Annotated in this window: 6 protein-coding genes; 3 read left to right on the top strand and 3 right to left on the bottom strand. The window is 37.8% G+C overall.

Going from position 1 to position 19,976, the window contains the following annotated elements:
* Positions 1–48: 48 nt before the first annotated feature.
* The 3 genes from ELS83_RS08260 to ELS83_RS08250 all read left to right on the top strand — a co-directional run bounded on the left by ELS83_RS08260 (position 49) and on the right by ELS83_RS08250 (position 15,118).
* Positions 49–1,434, top strand: a complete 1,386-nt coding sequence (locus ELS83_RS08260; RefSeq protein WP_171595067.1) for an aminopeptidase P family protein — start codon at positions 49–51, stop codon at positions 1,432–1,434.
* Positions 1,435–1,759: 325 nt separating this feature from the next.
* The gene (locus ELS83_RS08255; RefSeq protein WP_171595066.1) at positions 1,760–13,996 is read left to right on the top strand and encodes a T9SS type B sorting domain-containing protein; all 12,237 of its coding nucleotides are present in this window, start codon (positions 1,760–1,762) and stop codon (positions 13,994–13,996) included.
* A 126-nt stretch (positions 13,997–14,122) separates the two neighbouring features.
* Complete coding sequence (locus ELS83_RS08250; RefSeq protein ID WP_171595065.1) at positions 14,123–15,118, top strand: PorP/SprF family type IX secretion system membrane protein; 996 nt, start codon at positions 14,123–14,125, stop codon at positions 15,116–15,118.
* A gap of 68 nt (positions 15,119–15,186) precedes the next feature.
* On the opposite strand, the gene ELS83_RS08245 is transcribed toward ELS83_RS08250, so the two are convergent.
* From ELS83_RS08245 to ELS83_RS08235, 3 genes are all read right to left on the bottom strand, one after another.
* On the bottom strand, positions 15,187–15,900 hold the full coding sequence (locus tag ELS83_RS08245; RefSeq protein WP_171595064.1) for a hypothetical protein: 714 nt from the start codon (positions 15,898–15,900) through the stop codon (positions 15,187–15,189).
* A gap of 107 nt (positions 15,901–16,007) precedes the next feature.
* Positions 16,008–16,778 (bottom strand): peroxide stress protein YaaA, encoded by a 771-nt coding sequence (gene yaaA, locus ELS83_RS08240; protein WP_171595063.1) that lies wholly within the window; start codon positions 16,776–16,778, stop codon positions 16,008–16,010.
* A 180-nt stretch (positions 16,779–16,958) separates the two neighbouring features.
* Complete coding sequence (locus tag ELS83_RS08235; RefSeq protein WP_171595062.1) at positions 16,959–19,544, bottom strand: S9 family peptidase; 2,586 nt, start codon at positions 19,542–19,544, stop codon at positions 16,959–16,961.
* Between the last annotated feature and the right edge of the window lie 432 nt (positions 19,545–19,976).

Here is a 19,976-nt window from a genome sequence, read left to right as displayed (position 1 = left end):
GAGCTATTTTTGTATCTTACAAAATCTTAAAATTTAAATACTATTAACATGTTTCCAAAAGAAGTTTATATAAACAGACGCGAGAAATTGCGTGCATCAATGAAAGATGGAATTGCAATTGTTTTAGGTAACCCAGACGCTCCAATGAACTATGCCGGTAATATTTATCATTACCGTCAGGATAGTACTTTCCTATATTTTTTCGGTATCGATCATCCAGGATTTGCAGGTGTTTTTGATATTGACAATAACAAAGATTACGTTTTTGGTAATGATGTAGATATTGATGACATCATTTGGATGGGACCTCAGCCAAGTGTTGTTGATCAGGCTGCTGAGTTTGGTTTGGAGAATACTGCTCCATTTGCCGACTTGAAAACTTTTGTTGCTGATGCAGTAAAAGCTGGGCGTAAAATTCACTTCCTGCCTGTTTACAGAGCAGAGAATAAAATTTTAATTCACGAAATGCTAGGTACTCCTCTTGATGCAATTAAAGAAAGTGCATCGGTAGAATTTATCAAAGCAGTTGTTGCTTTGCGTGAAATTAAAGATGAGTATGAGATTAAAGAATTAGAAAGAGCTGCTGCCATTGGTTACGAAATGCATACTACCGCTATGAAAATGGCAAAAGATGGTGTGTATGAAAGAGAGGTTGCTGGAGAAGTTGAAGCCATTGCTCTTAGAGCAGGAGGAATGCTTTCTTTCCCTGCCATTGTTTCTAAAAGAGGTGAAACTCTTCACAATCACGAACATGGTAACTTGTTAAAAGCAGGTGATTTATTGCTTGTAGATTGTGGTGCTGAAACCGATACTCATTATGCTTCTGATAATACCAGAACAATTCCTGTTGGTGGTAAGTTCTCTCAAAAGCAAAGAGAAATTTACGAAATTGTGCTTGAAGGAATTAATAAAGGAAACGAATTGATTCGTCCGGGTGTTACTTATCAAAGTATTCATTTAGAGGTTTGTAAAGTTCTGGCGACAGGATTGAAGAAACTTGGTTTAATGAAAGGTGATGTTGAAGAAGCTGTTAAGGCAGGTGCACATGCATTGTTTATGCCACATGGTTTGGGTCACATGATGGGACTTGATGTTCATGACATGGAAGACTTTGGTGAAAACTATGTTGGTTATGATGATGAGGTTCAAAGAATCGATCAGTTCGGAACAGCCTATTTGCGTTTAGGTAAAGAATTGAAACCAGGATTCGTATTGACCAATGAACCAGGAATCTACTTTATTCCAGCTTTAATAGATAAATTCCAGAATGAAGGATTACATACTGATTTTATCAATTACGATAAAGTAAATGAGTATCGTGAATTTGGTGGAATTCGTCTTGAAGATGATGTGTTGGTAACTGAAAATGGCAATCGATTAATTGGTAAAAGAATTCCAGTCTCGGTTGAAGAAGTTGAGGCAATTATGAAGTAAACGTAATACCATAAATATAGTAAAGAAAGGCCTTCCTTTGGGGAGGCCTTTTTTTTATTTTTGACCGCTTGTTTAATTTTTTTTAACTTTACTAAATATTTATACAAATGTGTAACAAAATACTCCTTTTATCAGTTTAAAAGGTAGGTTTGTGGAACAAATGAAACCATACATACAATGATTAGTAAATATGCTTTGTTTGTTTTTACTCTAACTCGCTGACCTTGTCTTTGTTGGATTGAGGCGGATTGAAAGAAAGTAGTGATTTGAAATTAGTACAAAGAACTCTTTTGGATTGAACAATTATAATCTTGAATCTATAGATATGAGAAATGGTAAAATTTTTACTCGTTTTCAAAAAATTTTAAAGTCAATATCAATTTTCATACTCTTTGCAATTCCTATGTCTGGATTTGCTCAGTATGACTATGAACATTATGTACCTCCATTTTATAATGGTTCCAGTAATAATGGTGATATTGGAAAGCATACAGCCGTTTTGTCAACCAACTCGACAAAGGATGTGAATGTATATATTTATAAGGGTGATGGCACATTGCTGAATGCAAGTGAACCGATTGTGATTTCAAGGAATACACCTTATGAATATGTATTCGAGACACCAAGTGGTGCCAGTAAAGGTAAAATTTACAATTATCCATATAACTATGATTTTCCTCTAGGGGTAATTGGAGCCGTAGAGCTGAATAAAGTCCTGACTCAGGAAGGGATTCGTTTGTATTCTCCGGATGCACCTTTCTTTGTGAATATTCGACACATATCATCTGTGCAAGGTGGATCCTTAACAACAAAGGGAACCTATGCCTATGGTACAGAGTTTAGATCAGGTCATTTGTACACCGATGCATATCATGCCCAATCAAGACGAAGCCATTTTATCTCGGTAATGGCAGTTGAAGATTGTGAGGTGACTTTTACTGATATTAAATGTGGTTACCTTACAAAATACAATGGAACGAATGCCATTTCACTTGAATCTATTGATTCAGACTACGAAATTAAAGTGAACCTTAGCAAAGGTGAAAGTTACGTAATTGGTGTTGATCATGAATTTACTGCCTTCAAAAATGGAGGATGGAGTACCTGGAATGGAATGAACGGTACATCTATTACTTCTACAGCGAAAATTGCTGTAACATCAGGTTCGTGGACATCAGGTCCAAATGATGGTCAGGATATGGGATTTGACCAAATTGTTCCGATTGGTGAGGTGCGTGACCAGTATGTTGTGATGCGTGGTAAAGGAAAGGATAATACTACAGAGCGTCCTATTGTTGTAGCAACTGTTGATGGAACAGAAGTATGGGTGAATGGTGTACATCAAAATCCTGGTGCTCCTTTGGACGCTGGAGATTATTATGTAGTTGATAATTTCTTCTCAGGAACAACGGCATTGCATGACAATTTATTTATTGATACAAAAGAAAAAGATGTTTATGTGTATCAAACCATGTCTGGTGATAAAAGTACTCACGGTCCTACCGTAGGTGTAAACTTTATCCCTCCATTGGCTGCAACAGGTATTAAAGAGGTGGTTGTTCCTTATGCCGATTATTTGGCGCAGGAAGAAGTTCAGGATGCTATTGTCACAATTTTGGCTCAGAAAAGTGCACAGATTTTATATGAACAAACATTAGGAGGAACGACTACAGAGTATACAGTTCCAAAAAGTTCAGCTGTACCTGTTCCCGGAAATGATGAGTGGGTTAGCTATACGATAAACAACCTTGAAGGGAACTATAGATTCAAATCGAATAAAGCAATTAATGTTGCATGGGTGGTTCGCGATGGTTATGTTGGTGCCGCCGGTTACTATTCTGGTTTTACCAAAGCAATCTCAAAAATTATTCCTGAATTGGATGTGGATGTGGATGGTACTTTGGATTTGATTTGTGAAAGTTATGACGATGATATCCAGGTGAGTATCAAAGAACCAACACCAGATTTTTATGAATGGTATGTAAACGATTTTGTGAATGACCCAATAATTGTAAATGATCCTCTTGTGGTGCCTGCACCAGATGAGGAAACTTCGTATTATGTAGTTGGGTATTATCGCGACCCCGAATTAGATATTTTAAGTAATGGTGACTTTGCCGATGGAACCAACCTGATTGAATCTGAATATGAGTTGGTAACAGGGAACCTGGTGGAGCAAGGACAATTTGCAATTGACAATTCTCCTGTAAAGGTAAATCCAATTTTGGAAGATTTTCCGGCAATGGATGATTGGGATATGTTTATAGCCTATTCAGAAAATCAAGGTGATACCATTTACAAACATTACCCAACTCCGGTTGAAGAGGAGTTTAACTACATTCTGAAATTGAATGGTAGATTGGCAAAGCCAATAGATGGAGTAAATTATTTCGATCAATCTCTCCAGGTATTGATTAATAATGATACGGTAATCGATAATTTTAAGATTGATGATGTAAGTACATGGCAATCGGCTTCAGCTCTTTGGAAACCAAATGGGGCGAAAAAAGCTACCATTAAAATTGTAAATAAAAACCTATCCGGACAAGATGCCATTTTTGCACTGGATAGTATTTCTTTTGTACAGGCGGTGCAAGATACAGCCGTTTTTGTAGCTCGAGTAATTCCTAACTACAGTTATTCAAACAGTGGTAAAGAATTCCAGTTTTGTGAGAGTGTTCAAAATTCTTTGGACGTTTCAAATGGAGATACAAGCTGGTACAACTATTCCTGGTCGAAAAAAGAAGCGGGAACAGAAAATTATATCGACTTAACAGATGGTGCCGAATTCTCAGGAACCAAGACTCATGAACTTATTTTCCTTGATCCTCAGCAAGAGAGTGAAGGAGATTACAGGTGTACAATTAGTTTTAAAGAGGAGTACCAACAATGTGGTTCGAGTGCTGATGATGTGCATGTAGATTTATCCGTATTGGTTGATGAACCTGCTACTGTAAGCATTGATGCTGATAAAACAGATTTCTGTTTTGGTACAACATCTACCTTATCTGCTTTGGTAACAGGTGATGCCGGTGAGGTAAAGTGGTATGTGAACGGTGGAGCCGATCCTGTATCATTAGAGAATCCATTTGTTTTTGCAGCAGATAATCCTGCAGGCACCTACACTGTGCGATGCGAAGTAGAAAATGGATGTAGCTTGTCTTTTGATGAAGTAACATTAGAGGTGTTGGCTGCACCAGTGTTAAATGATTTGACTGTAAACGCCGACCTTTGCGAGGATGACGATATTATTCTTACTGCCGATGCTAGTGGTAGTGGAACTTTGACTTACTATTGGAAAGAAGGAATTACTGATTTAGCTGAAAACGGTTCAGTTTTAACTTTTCCTGCTACAATGGATCATCGATCTTCTATTTTTTCTGTTAGTGTTTCAAGTATTTATACAACTACAGGTGGGAATGTTGAATGTCCTAACGACCTGACATTGTCAATTGATAACTTAGATATTTATCCAAATGTAACTATAACAGACCCTTTGGATGATGTTACTCTATGTGAAGGTAGTGGTAACCATACATTTGAAGTTGTTCTTAACCAGCCAGAATCCTATTATAGTTTTAGCTGGGAGAAAGATGGAGTACCTCAGGCAGATGCAGGTGCACAAAAAATTATTGCACCAATCGAATTAAGTGATGATGCAGAATATAAAGTAACAGTCTCGAACCGTTGTGACACAGAAGTTTCTACTGCAGACTTAACGGTTGTAGCAAAAATGGTAGTGAGTAGCATTACTGCCGATGAAGCTGGGCCATTCTGTAACCCAACAAATGTTACAGTTACTTTTGCTGATAATGGTGCAGTTGCCCAGTACAAAGCAAAGAAACCTGACGGATCCGAAATTGTGATCACAAATCCGTATACTTTCGAAGTAAATACAACGACGGAAGGTAGCTGGGAATTTATTGCCGAACCAAATTGTACTGGTGATCCGGTGAGCCATGCCTTTACATGGCAAATGATTCCTGATTTTGGTACAGCTACAATGAACGACATTGTAACCTGTATTGGCAAAGATGTTGATTTTAATGTAGATATCGACAATGTTCCAGCATTATCGAACTTAACTTATGAGTGGAAAGACAATAACAATAATGTAATTGCAGGTGCTACTACAGATGTTCTTAGTATAACCAATGTGCAAGAAGCAAATACTGGTACCTATACTTGTACTGTTACCGATCAGTGTGGCAGGTCAAAACAAGTAAGTGCTGATTTGGATATTCAAAAGGTAACAACTGCTTCAACAGGAGCGGCCATTGAAAAATGTGTTGGTGATACAGATTTTAGAATTGACATTGCATACTTGGGAACTCCAACTTTTGAATGGAGATTTAATAATCCTTCTGGAGCGGTAATTAGTAATGCAGATTTTTATGCAATTGCATCATTAACCACTGCTGATGCAGGAACTTATTATTGTAAGGTGATTTTGGAATGTGGTGACGAAATTTCAATTCAAAGAGATTTAATCGTTAATGAACATGTTTCTATCATCAATCCAGCCGACGAGACCATTCACATTTGTGAGGGTGAGCAACCGGTTCTTGAAATTGAAGTGAATGGAAATTCAGATGATTATACCATTGACTGGACAAATTCAAGTGATGTTTCTTTAGGATTAGGTGATTTGAATCAGGTTCAGCTTGGTGTTCACAATACGCCGGGAACATTTACCTATAAAGCAAAAGTGACATCTTTCTGTGACAACTTGAATAAAAACTATATTGTTCAAGTTCATGAGAAGCCAGTTTTGAGTACCATTGATAACGACCTGCAAAAATGCGCCGGTCTCGTTGAGTTAAATATCACGGAAAGTGGCGAACACAACGGCATTACATGGTGGAAAAATGGCGTTTTAATCACCGATGGAAATGCAGATGCAACTAACTATGTGATTGATCCTGCGGCAAGTCCAACTCACGACGGAACTTATATTGCCAAAGTAAGCTCCGATTATTGTGGCGATAACCAGGTGTCAATTAGCCTTGATATTCGAAACCAAATTGTGGTAACATCTAAATCAGCTGCAAATACAACCGTTTGTGAAAATCAGACAGTTAGTTTGTTTGTTGCTGCCAATGGAGATGATATCATTTACAAATGGTACAAAACTACTGATCCTACTACAATTTTGTCGAATCAGCCAACTCTTGATTTGGGAACTGTAGCTTTGGCAGCAGCAGGTACTTATGAAGTATCTTTAACAAATGATCTTAACTGCGGAAATACAGTAGAGTCGTTCGATCTTGTTGTGAATAAAAATCCAAGTGTAACAAATCCAATTTCTAAAGTGATTTGTGAAACTCAGGCAAGTGTCGATTTTACAGTTGTTGGAGATGCACAGGGAACAGTGAATTACCAGTGGTACAATAATGGTGGAGTTATTGTTGGAGCAACAGCTGCGACCTACACCGAAAATACTCCGGTTGATGGTGAAGCTTACTATTGTGTTGTGAGTGGTGATGCTTGTGGTACAGCAACTTCAGAAAAAGCGACATTAACTGTTGTTCAGGAACTGGATGTAATTAATCCATTGAATCAAAATATTGCCGATGGAGCCAACGCAACATTTAAGGTTGTGGCAACAGGTGAACCAAACTATACGTACCAATGGCAGGAAAATACTGGTTCGGGTTGGAATAATATTGCAGAAGCTGGAAAATATTCTGGAACAAAAACTGCTGACCTTTTAATTACCAATGCTGATATAGCTACATTCAATAATAATCAATACAGATGTGTTGTGAATACTGATGGTGGAGTTTGTGTTCCGACCAAAACAAGTGGTGCCGCAACTTTAAGCATTAATTCTGTAATTAAGATTGCTTCTCATCCAGTGGGAATGGATGCATGTGATGGATCAAGTGTAGATTTAACTATTGAAGGATATTTTGATGCTTTAACTTATACATGGCAATATGATGACGGAAGTGGTTATCAATCAGCTGTTGGTGATCATAGCATGACTTCGAATGTAGTTGGAAAAGTATCAACATTAACTATACCTTCTGTTAATACAGGAATGAACACCTGGAAATTTCGTTGTTTGGTTAGTGATGGATCAAGTACGAATGAGTATTCCAATGAGGTGGCAATTCGTGTGTTGGAAGATATTGCAGTTTCAACTTTAGATGCAAACTTTACACCATGTTTCAACGAGCCTTTTGCTATTACTGTATCAGCTACAGGTGATGAAATCAAATACAAATGGTACAAAGTTGGAGCAGAATCAACAATTTTATCTACCAGTGCAACCTACAATTTTGGTAATGTAGACCTGACTGATGAAGGAGATTATAAGTGTGAAATTTATAATGACCTGGGATGTAATGATATCACAAGAACATTTAATGTTGACGTACGTGAATTGGCAACAGTTAGCGATCCGCTTCATGTAACAATGTGTTCTTCAGATCCTAACCCAACATTTACCGTAACTGCAAGTGGCGATGGACCATTTACCTACAAGTGGTACAATAGTACAGGCGAAATTGCAGGTGCAACAAGTAACTCATTTACAGAAACTACTCCTGTTGATGGCGAGTATTATTATTGTGAAGTGAGTACTGCTTGTAATACTGTAAATTCTAAGAGTGCAACGCTAAATGTAGTTGAACCTTTGGATGTTACAAATCCGGGAGATTTAACTATTGCCGATGGAGGAACTGCAATATTTAGTGTGACAGCTTCTGGTGAACCAAATTATTCTTACCAATGGCAGGAAGATTCTGGATCAGGTTTCGTAAATATTTCAGACGTAGGAAAATATTCTGGAACTACAACCGAAACACTTGTGATTACAGGAGCAGATCAAGCTACTTTCAATGGCTACAAATATCAGTGTATTGTAAGTACCGATGGAGGTATTTGTATTTCAGACAAAACAAGTGGGGAGGCAATTTTAACAATTGTTCCTGTTGATAAAATTTTGGTTCAGCCAACGGATGATGAAGTTTGTTTTAATGATAATGCTTCGCTATCGGTAGAAGGAAATGTTGGAGGTTTAAATTATGTATGGAAATATGACGATGGAAGTGGAGGTGGATTTGTAACCATAGTGGCACAAGCTGGTATGAGCATGTCAACTGTTGGGAATGTTTCAACATTAACAATTCCTGCAACAGATTTAGACATTAACAATTGGAAATTTAGATGTGATGTTGATGCCGGATTTACTCCAGAGGAATCGAGTATAGTAGAAGTTAGGGTATTAGAAGATATTTCGATAACTCCTGGTACGATCAACTTTACGCCATGTATGAATGAAGTTGTAAATATGAGCGTTAGCGCTACTGGATCAGATATCAAATACAAATGGTATAAAGATTCTGATCCTGCAACAATACTTTCTACAAATTCCAGTCTGAATTTAGCAAATGTTAGCCTGGCCGAAGAAGGAGACTATACATGTGAAGTATATAACGATCAAGCTTGTAATAATCAAATCGTTAACTTTAATGTAGATGTAAAAGAATTCGTAACTCTAAATACCATAAATAATGTAGATGTTTGCGAAAGTGCAGCACACCCTACATTTACAATTACTCCAAGCGGAGATGGTCCATTCTCTTATCAATGGTATAACAGCGCGGGTGCAATTGGTACAGAAACTTCAGATTCATATACCGTAGGAACTTTAACCGACGGAGAATCATACTATTGTGAAGTTACAGGAGCATGTAATACCATTAATTCCAATGCAGCAGTTGTTACTGTATTAGAAGAAGTGGCCATTACAACACAACCTGTTGATATTACAATTGTTGATGGCGATGATGCAGTATTTACAGTGGTAGCTTCGGGTGAACCGATAATTACTTACCAATGGCAGGTAAGTACAGGTGGAGCTTTTGCAGATATGCCTGGCGAAAATGCAGCAACATTAACCATTGCTGATGCCGGACTTGCCCTAAGTGGAAATCAATATCAGTGCATTGTTGACAATGGATGTTCGAACTCGGTAACAAGTGCAGCAGTAAGTTTATCTGTAAATGCATTGATTAAAATATTTACTCAACCAGCTAATCTTCAAGCTTGTGAGGCTGATGCGGTAGAGTTTGAAATTACCGGAACCAATACCGGTTATACATACGATTGGGAGTACAGTACTGGTGGTGCTTATGCCAATGCCGAAGTGGTAGCAGGCATGTCCGAGGTATTAACTGCAAATGGTTCCAAACTACGTATCGCTAATGTAACTACTGCAATGAATACTTGGACTTTCCGTTGTATTGTAAAAGACGGTTCAAGTACCGATGATGTTTCGAATATAGTTGCTGTTGAGGTGGTTAAGCCTGTTGGTTTTGCTCCTGTAGATGATCAAAACTTATGTTCTGGTGAAAGCAAGCAGATCGAATTATCGGGCTTGAATGGAACAGGCAATATCACCTATGAATGGAAAAAAGATGGAATTGCATTAGCCACTACAAACACAATTCATACAATTGCTGATACCGATAATGGCAACTATGAAGTTACAATGTCAAATGGTGTTTGTCCTGATTTTACTGATACTTTTGAAGTATCTCATTATAAAGAATTAAGTATTGATCCTTGGGATAATGCAAGTGAGGTATGTGTTGGAAACACGGAAACACTTACAGCAATCGTAGATTTTGATGCTGGATTAACAGGATCAACTACCTACAAATGGTATAAAGATGAAGTAGATACAGGTGTTACAACAGCAGATTACAGCTTGGTAGCAACTGCTAAAAATCAGTCGGGCCAATACAAGTTGGAAGTTAGCGATGGTTGTTCTACTCAATCCATTTCTGGATATGTGAATGTATTTGAACCTGTTGTAGCAATTAATACATGGGATGCAAATGATGAGATTTGTGTTGGCAGTGAGTTGAACCTTGAGGTTCAGACAAGTGGTGATGTGAAATCTTATACATGGACACATGATGGAAATCCTTTGGCAGCCACTACAAATTATATTGTAGCTGAAGTAACTTTAGCAAATGCTGGAACATATAGATGTGAAATAGAACATCATTGTGGAAGTGTAATTACATATACAATCGATATTTCGATCATTGATGCTCCAAGTATTGATGGAACAGGAATTGAAAACCTTACGGCTGTTTGTGAAGGTGATCCACTGGTATTAGGTGCAATTAGCGTAAGTGGTTCTTATGATGAAATTAAGTGGACACTTAGCGATGATTCTGAAGATACAACATCAGGTTTAACCTTAGATTTAGGAAATGCGACTCCTGCAATGGAAGGAAATTACAAAGTGGCAGTTTCTAATGTTTGTGGTAGTAGTGAATCGGTGGGAACACAAGTTGTGAACCCAAAACCTACTCTTGAGCCTATTGCAGATCAGGTCGTATGTGAAGGTGAAGATGTAGTGTTTAGAGCCAAAGCAACGGGCCGCGACTTGAAATATCAATGGAAAATTGATGGGGTTGACCTGGGTGTTAGCATTCCAACTTTACTAAGAAGTGGATTAGATATCTTACCAGACGATCCGTTTACTCCTAAAACTTATACAGTAGAATGTATTGTAACGGATGATAATGGATGCGGTGGAACACTTACAGAAACCGCTCAACTTACTGTAAATCCGGGAACGATTCTGAAAGCCACTTTAAAGAACGTAGTAAAATTTGTAGGCGAAGATTATACAATGACTGTTGATGTAACAGGACATAACCTAACCTACAGCTGGACTCATGTGAAAGATGGTGTAACAACAGCACTACCTCAAACAGGACCATCTATTAATTTTACTGATATTCAGATGGATGATGCCGGATATTACAACTGTGAAATTACAGGTTCTTGTGGAATACGATTGGCATCAGGTAAACTAACTGTGAAAGAGCCTGTTGTGGTTGAAGATGGATTGGCTAGTCTTGAAGAGAAATGTATTGGCGAACCATTAAACCTAACAATTAATGCGAGTGGGCAAATTTCAAGTGTTTCGTGGACCAAAGATGGTACTCCGCTTGCGAATACCGAGCTTACACTATACATTGCTGAACTTACAAGTGCAGATGCCGGTGTGTACCGATGCATTATTGAAGGTGAAGGCGCACCAGCAGGTGGTATTATAGAAGAGGTTACCGTTCGCGTTTATGAAAATACAACACTACTTGCAGCATTGGGTACCCAAACAGTTTGTGAAGGTGATGAACTGAGTTGGATTCCAAATGTTTCGGGAGCTTCAGATATTGAATACAAATGGATGTTTGGCGGTGTTGAAGTTTCGACAGACAAAATCCTGCACTACGACGCAATATTATTAAGCCAGGAAGGTGATTATGAGGTTCAGGTGAGCGGATTATGTGGTGATGTTTCTACGTCAGGATCGCTTGAAGTGATAGAATTACCGAGTATTACAAGTGTAAGTGCAAGTAATGAAGTTTGTGAGAACACATCATTGGTAGAATTTAATGTTGAAGCTACTGGCGAAAACCTTAAGTACCAGTGGAGAAAAGATGGAGTTGATATGGCTGGAAAAACTTCTCCGGTGCTAAGTTTAACTAATATTCAACTAGATGATGATGCAGTATATAGCTGTAGAGTATACAATTCCTGTTCAGAGGCAATTGGTACAGATATTACTCTTACTGTTACACCTCAATTGAGAATTTTGTCTGAAATTGCTGATATTGAAGTATGTTCAGGCGAAGAAGTTACACTAACTGCTGATGTAGATGGAAATAATGTAACATATCAATGGAAATTAAATGGTGTTGACCTTGCTGGAGAAACCAGTTCAGTATTGAACCTGGGTGTAACAACAAGTGCCGATAATGGTTATTATACCTGTATCGTATCTGATAATTGTACAGATTCAAGATCGACCAAGCCAACACTATTAACAGTACACGAATTGCCAAATACAGCTATTTTCGGAAGAATGAAGCTTTGTGCAAAAGAAGACCGTGTTACTTATTTAACCAATCAGATTGATGATAATGAATATGGATGGTCGGTTGATGGTGGTGTGCTTGCCGGACCTAACGCTGGTTTAAGAACCAGGGTTACATGGGGTGACGATGATACAGGTCAATTATCAGTATTTATTTCTGATATAGAAACAGGTTGTGAGGCAAAAGTAGACTCATTGGTTACCCTAAATGCATTGCCAACTGTTAATTTGAATGCATTCGAGTCGAAAGGTGTTTGTGAGGAAAGCTTCACGCTTGCAGGAGGATATCCGGAAGGTGGTATTTATTGGGTTAACGATATCTCGGAAGAGGTATTCGATCCGGCAGAGAAAGGCCCGGGAACCTACAATATACATTATACCTATACCGATGAGAACGGATGTTCGAATGTAACCTCTAAAACTACGCTTAATGTAGATCCGTTACCAACAGTAAATATTACAGATAATGTTACGATTGGTAGCTGTAAGCCATTTGCATTAAATGCACAAACCGACGAGAATAATATTCAATGGTCGCCAGCAACAGACTTGGATGATGCCAACTCGATGACACCAACTTTTACACCAGGTGAATCGCAGGTGTTAATTGCCACTGTTATGGATGAACATGGTTGTACAAATATGGATTTGGTTGAAATAACAGTAGCTCCATTACCAATTGTTACAAGCATAGCCGACACTACCGTTGGTCAGTGTAATCAACTGCAATTGCTTACGGATATTGTTGGAGATGCTGGTGAAATAACCTGGACAAATCCAGATCACCTGGATGCTCCTGATACAAGAAGTCCTAAAATTATTAATGCTCCGGAAGGAACATATACCTATAAAATTAGCGTTACAGATCTTTATGGTTGTGAAGCTGAGGACGAAGTAGTTGTAAATATGGTAGCCGATCCTACATTGGATGAAGATCAATTCGGTTGTGAAGGAGATCAGTTCGAGGTGAACATTGCAGGTATGGATAATCCGATCTGGGATGATGGTTTCACAGATGAGGCCCGAACAATTGATCAGCCAGGAAAATACCTGTTAACGGTAGAAAATGAGCATGGTTGTGGCGATGAGCAAAACTTTGTAATCAATCCAACACCAAATCTGGATTTAAGAAACAACCTGATTTATGATGGTCCGGATGAGCTGGAGCTAACAGAAGGAAGACCTGTAAGCATATTTGAAGGACAAACGGTGACAATTGCACCCAACCTTCCATTGGAATACTCACCATACTTCTTCGAATGGCAAGATGGTAGTATTCTACAGCGATATGAGGCTTCGGAGACAGGTATCTATAAACTGATAGTACAAGATAACCTGGGTTGTACAGCCATCGACTCTGTTGAAATTGATGTGAAGCCGGTAGGTCTTGAATCACCTAACGCATTTACACCAAATTCTAACAACGAAAATGATCGTTTCTACTTAAAGGATATCAACTACGATATTGAGAAGTTTGAAATGTACGTGTACAACCGTTGGGGTGAATTACTGTACACAACCAATGAAGTTGGTCGCAACGGAGGTTGGGATGGTAAATACAATGGAAACCTTTGTCCGGCAGGAGCATATGTCTGGATGGTATTTATCAACGGTGAGTTAACCAATAAAGGAACCTTCATGTTGATTAGATAATGAAGAAAAGTTTTATTTTATCAATAAAATAAATTTATTTTACAAGTGATTTCGGACTTATACCTAAAAGTCCGAAATCACTTCCTAAACCTTGAATAATTCGGTGGAATTATAAATTACGAATCGATGAAGAAAGCTCTGATTGTTTTTTGCGTATTATTTTTTGGTTCCCTGGTGTATAGCTTTGCACAGGATATCCGATTTTCACAATTTTACGCAAATAAACTATATCTAAATCCGGCTTTGGCGGGGTCTACTAACAATTCCAATGTAAGTTTGAATTATCGTAATCAGTGGCCAAATCTCGACTTGCCCTATGTTACCTATAGCGTTGCTTTTGATAACTTCTACGAGGCTTTAAATGGTGGGATAGGGATAATGGTCATTCAGGACGATCAGGGCGATGGAGCGCTTAAAACAACCACCTTTGCCGGAATGTATTCCTTCTACCTTCGAATTAACGATGAGTTTGTGGTTCGACCTGCAATACAGGCTGCTTTTATGCAGAAAAAGGTCGACTGGCAAAACCTCGTTTTTCCCGACCAGGTTTCTCCGATTTATGGAAATATTTTTCCGCATAATTCATCGGGCGACCCTGTAAATCGAAGAAAAGATGGATGGGATTTTTCGTTAGGTACGATTGCTTACTACAAAGATTACTATTTTGGAATTGCAGCCCATCACCTGGCAAAACCTGATTTGAGTTTTGATGATGAACAGGAAGATAAGTTGCAAACAAAATATACGGTTCATGCCGGAGCTGAGTTTGTTTTGGGAGGGCGAGGCAGAACCTACGCAGACAATTGGGTCATTGCACCAGCTTTGTTATATCAGAAACAGGGCGATTTTTCACAAATGAATTACGGTGTTTATGCCAGTAAAAGTTCAATTGTATTTGGTTTGTGGTTCAATCAGAATTTTGAGCCAAACTACGACTCTTTCATTGCTATGGCAGGTTTTGTTACCGAACGATTTAAAGTGGCTTATAGCTACGACTATGCCATTTCTAAGCTGATACACACCAATACGGGGGCGCACGAAATTTCCTTCTCCTTTCCTTTATCAGTGGATACCAACAAAAGAAGAAAAAGAATTAAGGCGGTTCGTTCGCCTGTGTTTTAAACATACTGCCTACAAAAAAGGGAGGTTTTCAAATTTGAAAACCTCCCTTTTTTGTTTTTTATCTCTGTTTATTTAATTCTCTCAAGATATTTTGCTTTGATCTTTTTCATTAAATCAAGGTTCAAATCTTCAGCATATACCCTTATCATGTCAATTGCTCTAAAATGATCGTAAATAAAGCCCAGGGAAACGTCGAAATGTATCATTTCCATATTGTACTTCACTTGCTTGGTAAGTTGCTCAAACTGCTTCCAATTTAGCTTCTGAGGGATGGTAAAATACCCATGGTTAGGCTCAATGTGATCCTTGAAAAACCCATCCTCGATAATATCTAAAGCAAAAAACTTGTCAAGCTGAATCATTGCCTTTGAATTGTGAGGAATCGTAGCACCCGATTTAAAATCAATTCCTTCTTCTCTGTAACACGATTGAAGTTCCTTAATCTGATCATAAGCTGTTAGCCTTCTGATACGAATTGCATGGTACACATCATTGTAAATGGTAATGTTACCAATTGCCGCATGAAAATTTGCTTCGAAATAACTCATGATCTTCTGAGTTGCCCTGGTGAACTCCTCTAAATCATACTTTCTGTCTAATACCAAATAGATATAATGAGGCTGAACATCTTTCTGAAAACCATCATAATACTCATAATATCCCGGGAACGGATTGGTAGCTTCCAGAACAATGGTATTAGGTAAAATTTTATCATCAATAACTTCTAAGGTTTCTTCTTTTAGAAGACTCCCATACTTCACAACATAGTTTTCAGCAGTCATAGTAGAAGGATTAAGGGGTTAATACTCGGATTGTCTTACATTTAAACATAGTAAAATTTGAGAGTAAAAACAAGACCTAAAACTCTTTTTAATAATGTAAATTTTCTTTAATGATCGCGTGTAAAAACAGGAGCATTTTCTTTTGATAAATTCGGATTAAAAATATATCCATCTAAATCAAATGCTTTTAAGTCTTCCGGATTTGTGATTTCATTCTGAATAATGAATCGTGTCATTAATCCGCGTGCTTTCTTGGCAAAGAAGCTGATCATTTTGTATTGTCCATTCTTTAAATCTTTAAAAGCCGGAGTCACAATATCAGCATTAATTTTCTTTGAGTTTATCGATTTAAAATACTCATTTGAGGCCAAATTAATCAGATTTTTATGGCCATATTCTTTCAAATCCTGGTTGATGGATTTTGTGATTCGATCGCCCCAGAATTCATACAAATCTTTTCCCCGGCGATTCCCTAATTTCTTTCCCATCTCAAGGCGGTAGGCCTGTATCAGGTCCATTGGTTTTAAAACACCATACAAACCCGAAAGAATACGAAGTTTCGATTGAGCATATTCAAAATCTTTGTCTGTTAAACTATCCGCATCAATGCCTGTATAAACATCGCCTTTAAAAGCCAGTAAGGCTTGCTTTGCATTTTCCGATGTAAATGGCAGGCTCCACTGGTGAAAGCGTTCGAAGTTTAACTGCGCAAGTTTTGGGCTAACACTCATTAATTCCTGAATTTCGTCCACTTTTAATTTGCGGAGAATTTTAATCAGCTGTTCGGCATCCTTTGTAAAACCAGCATCGGAATGCAGTTTGGTAGGTACCGATGATTCAAAATCTAAACTTTTGGCAGGGGATATAACGATAAGCATGTTTTGTTCTTTTAAATGATTGATTTTTAATGCTACACCTATTAAAATGTTAGCGGTAATAAAAGTAAGTATAATTCACATAAGCATCAATAGTGTTTATCATTATTGATAATGACTTAGTTTTTCTCTATCTGCTAAAGCAATAAAAAAGGATGCCTTGTTAGACATCCTTTACATACTTTATAAATTTTTATCCGGATACAAATCATTCCACCATTGCGGCTGATCTTTCAAATATTTTGCAAAATATGCGAAAATGGTGTTGTTCCAAAGAATGCGTTTGGTATAGTTTTGTATCAGGTGATCCTGACCTTTTACCTGTACAAACTCAACATCTTTGCCTAGTAATTTAAGAGCCTGGTACATTTGAATACTTTCTCCCAATGGCACGTTGGTATCGTCGCTTCCGTGAAGCAATAACATAGGAGTTGTAATTTTATCAGCATTAAATAAAGGACTCTGATCCACATAAATGTCTTTTCTGTTCCATGGGAAAGATTTTCCTGTTGCATTCATGCTGTAAGAATATCCCCAATAACCTTCGCCCCAGTAACTGGTAATATCGCTAATGCCGGCATGCGAAATGGCAGCAGCAAAAATATCGGTTCTGGTTTGTAACAATTGGGTGGTAAATCCACCATAGGATGCTCCAATACAACCTACTTTATCGGCATCGATAAATTGATGATCCTTGATGAATTTTTTGGTTCCATCGATAATTTCATCGGCAGTAATAATTCCCCAATTGTTTTGGTGGCGAGCAGAAAATTCTTGTCCGAAACCAGTTGCACCACTTGGTTGTAACAAGTACACCACATATCCCATGGCGGCATACATATTTAATGGATATCGGCCTCCAAAGCTTCTCTCTACCGGCGAAGTACCACCATAGTAATTTACAATTAGCGGGTATTTTTTGCTCGAATCGAAATTAGGAGGGAAATATACGCGGCCAATAATGGTAGTACCATCTTCTTTCGTAAAGTTCCAATCCTTAGTCATCCCAAATTCAACATTGGCTAAATGTGCCTTTTCAGGATTTGAAATCACTTTTACCTTACTGTCTGCGACATTGTAAACAAAAGCTTTGTACTGACTGGAAATTCCGCAGGCAACATAGCTTAATGCTGAACCATTTTCTGATAAATCGAATCCTCGAACTACATCCGAACTGGTATTCAGTTCTGTAAATTCTTTGGAAGAGGTGTTGTAAGAGAATAATTTTACGTAATCCTGATCCTGTGCTTTGATATAGATCTTGCCATCCTTTTTGCTCCAAACAGCAGCATCAATTGCAGGATTAAAATTGTAAGTAATCGGATCAACTTTTTTACTTGCTAATTCATAAATGTAAAGCTGACCGTCGTAATTGTTAGCAATCGGATGATCGCCAATGTTTTCGCCAATTTTCCCAAAACAGGATGGACCACCCTGAACCAGCAAGTGTTTTCCGTCGGGCGAATACTGTGCTTGCCCACCAACAAGTTTGTCTTTCCAAATGGTATCTACTGCAAAAGTTTCCACATCCATCTGGTAAAGGTTTTGTTTGAAATAAGGATATCCACTGTAATCGGGGCGTGAGGTTGTGAAAAGAATCTTTTTTCCATCAGGACTGATATCGGCCAGGCTGGTGCTTAAAGTTCCATATGTAAGGCGTTGTTTTACTCCACTTGCAACATCAAGTTTGTACAAGAACGATCGGTATCTGTACCATGGTAAACGATCTTCCATGCCTTGGAATTTTTTCATTTTCCAGTCTTTCGAATGGCTTTTTCCAACACTGTAAATTATCGATTTTCCATTAGGTGCCCAGGTGTAAGATGAAAAATCTGCAATACTTCCTGCAATTTGCTTCTCTGTGTTCTTCTCAAAATCGAAAACAAAAACAGATGTTTTGCCATTGTATGCTTTGGTGTAAGAAATTTGATTTCCCGTTGGCAACCAACTGATATTGGACAGCTGTGTGCCTCTAAACGAGTACAGAATCTTTCCGCTTTCAATTTCCTGTATCTCTTTCCAGTTTTCACTTTTATCCGATGGAGGCAATGTTCTGCTGTAAGAAATCAAAGCATATTTGCCATCGAATGATAAAGAGGTGCTTTTTACTTTTGTTCCATCCAATACTTTATGGATATCCATATATTGTTTTGACGATAAACTCAGGTCAAATAAATCGCTGTTCCAGTCTTTTTTCGCTTTAAGCGATAATGAAAACTGATTGTTCTTTTCACCGCTTAAAAGTTTCACCACAATTTTATGATGTCCTTGTTCAAGTTTTAAGCTTTTGCTCGACTCTTTGGCTTCATCCGACTCGTGTTTGTATTGAGATAATTGTTTTTTTCCATCAATATAAACCTCGATCATTGGATAACTTTTCATCTCCAACTCCAGTTCGCACCACTCATCGGTATACAAATAAGAAACCAAATAGTACAATTGATTCTCATTGGATGGAAGCGATACAAAGTTTTTAGAATTGGCTTTTTTCTTTTTCCAGGTCAATACCGATTCATTCCAGTTCAATTTGTCCGACTCCTTCGGATTCATCTTACAAAGATCAATTTGATTTTCCTGTAAAAGATTTTTCAAATCGAAGGTGCTACCACTAAAATCTTCGGTTGAATTGAATGCAGGCAAGTGCAGTTCTATGGCGTCTGTTATCAGCCAGTTTTTTATGGTTTTTTGCTTGTTCTCATCGGTAGAGTTTGCAAAACAAATGTTTACACTTAGTATCACAGCTAATGCTGATACAAAAATCTTATTCATGTTTTTAGAATTTATTTGGTTTGTTGCCAGACTTCAATAGTACGGAAATTTCTGAGCATAAAAAAGAACATTTGTTAGCATCCGATCGATTTTACAACTGGTATTCAGAGACTAATAAAAAAAAGTGTTGTGAATTGAATTATTTGATCTATATTTGTGATACTCACAAAATGAGGAGGAAAGCTATGAATATGAATGTCACATTTTTACCTAATATCTGCAAGAGCTAATTAGCTTAGGCTTTCCCATTTCTATTGATCTTTATGAATCACAAGTAACGGAGGCGTAAGCCGCCCGAATTACCATTTGTACACACCTAAATTTATTGGAGGAAAAATTATGAATACATCAATGTATGATTGTGCTCCCAAAACGGAGCTCGTAAATGTCGAAACAGGATATTTTAAACCAAAGAGAATTGCAAGCATTTTA

Source organism: Marinifilum caeruleilacunae, assembly GCF_013141825.1.
In the GTDB taxonomy this organism is placed as follows: Bacteria; Bacteroidota; Bacteroidia; order Bacteroidales; family Marinifilaceae; genus Marinifilum; species Marinifilum caeruleilacunae.
This window is presented reverse-complemented; position numbering and strand designations above follow the sequence as displayed.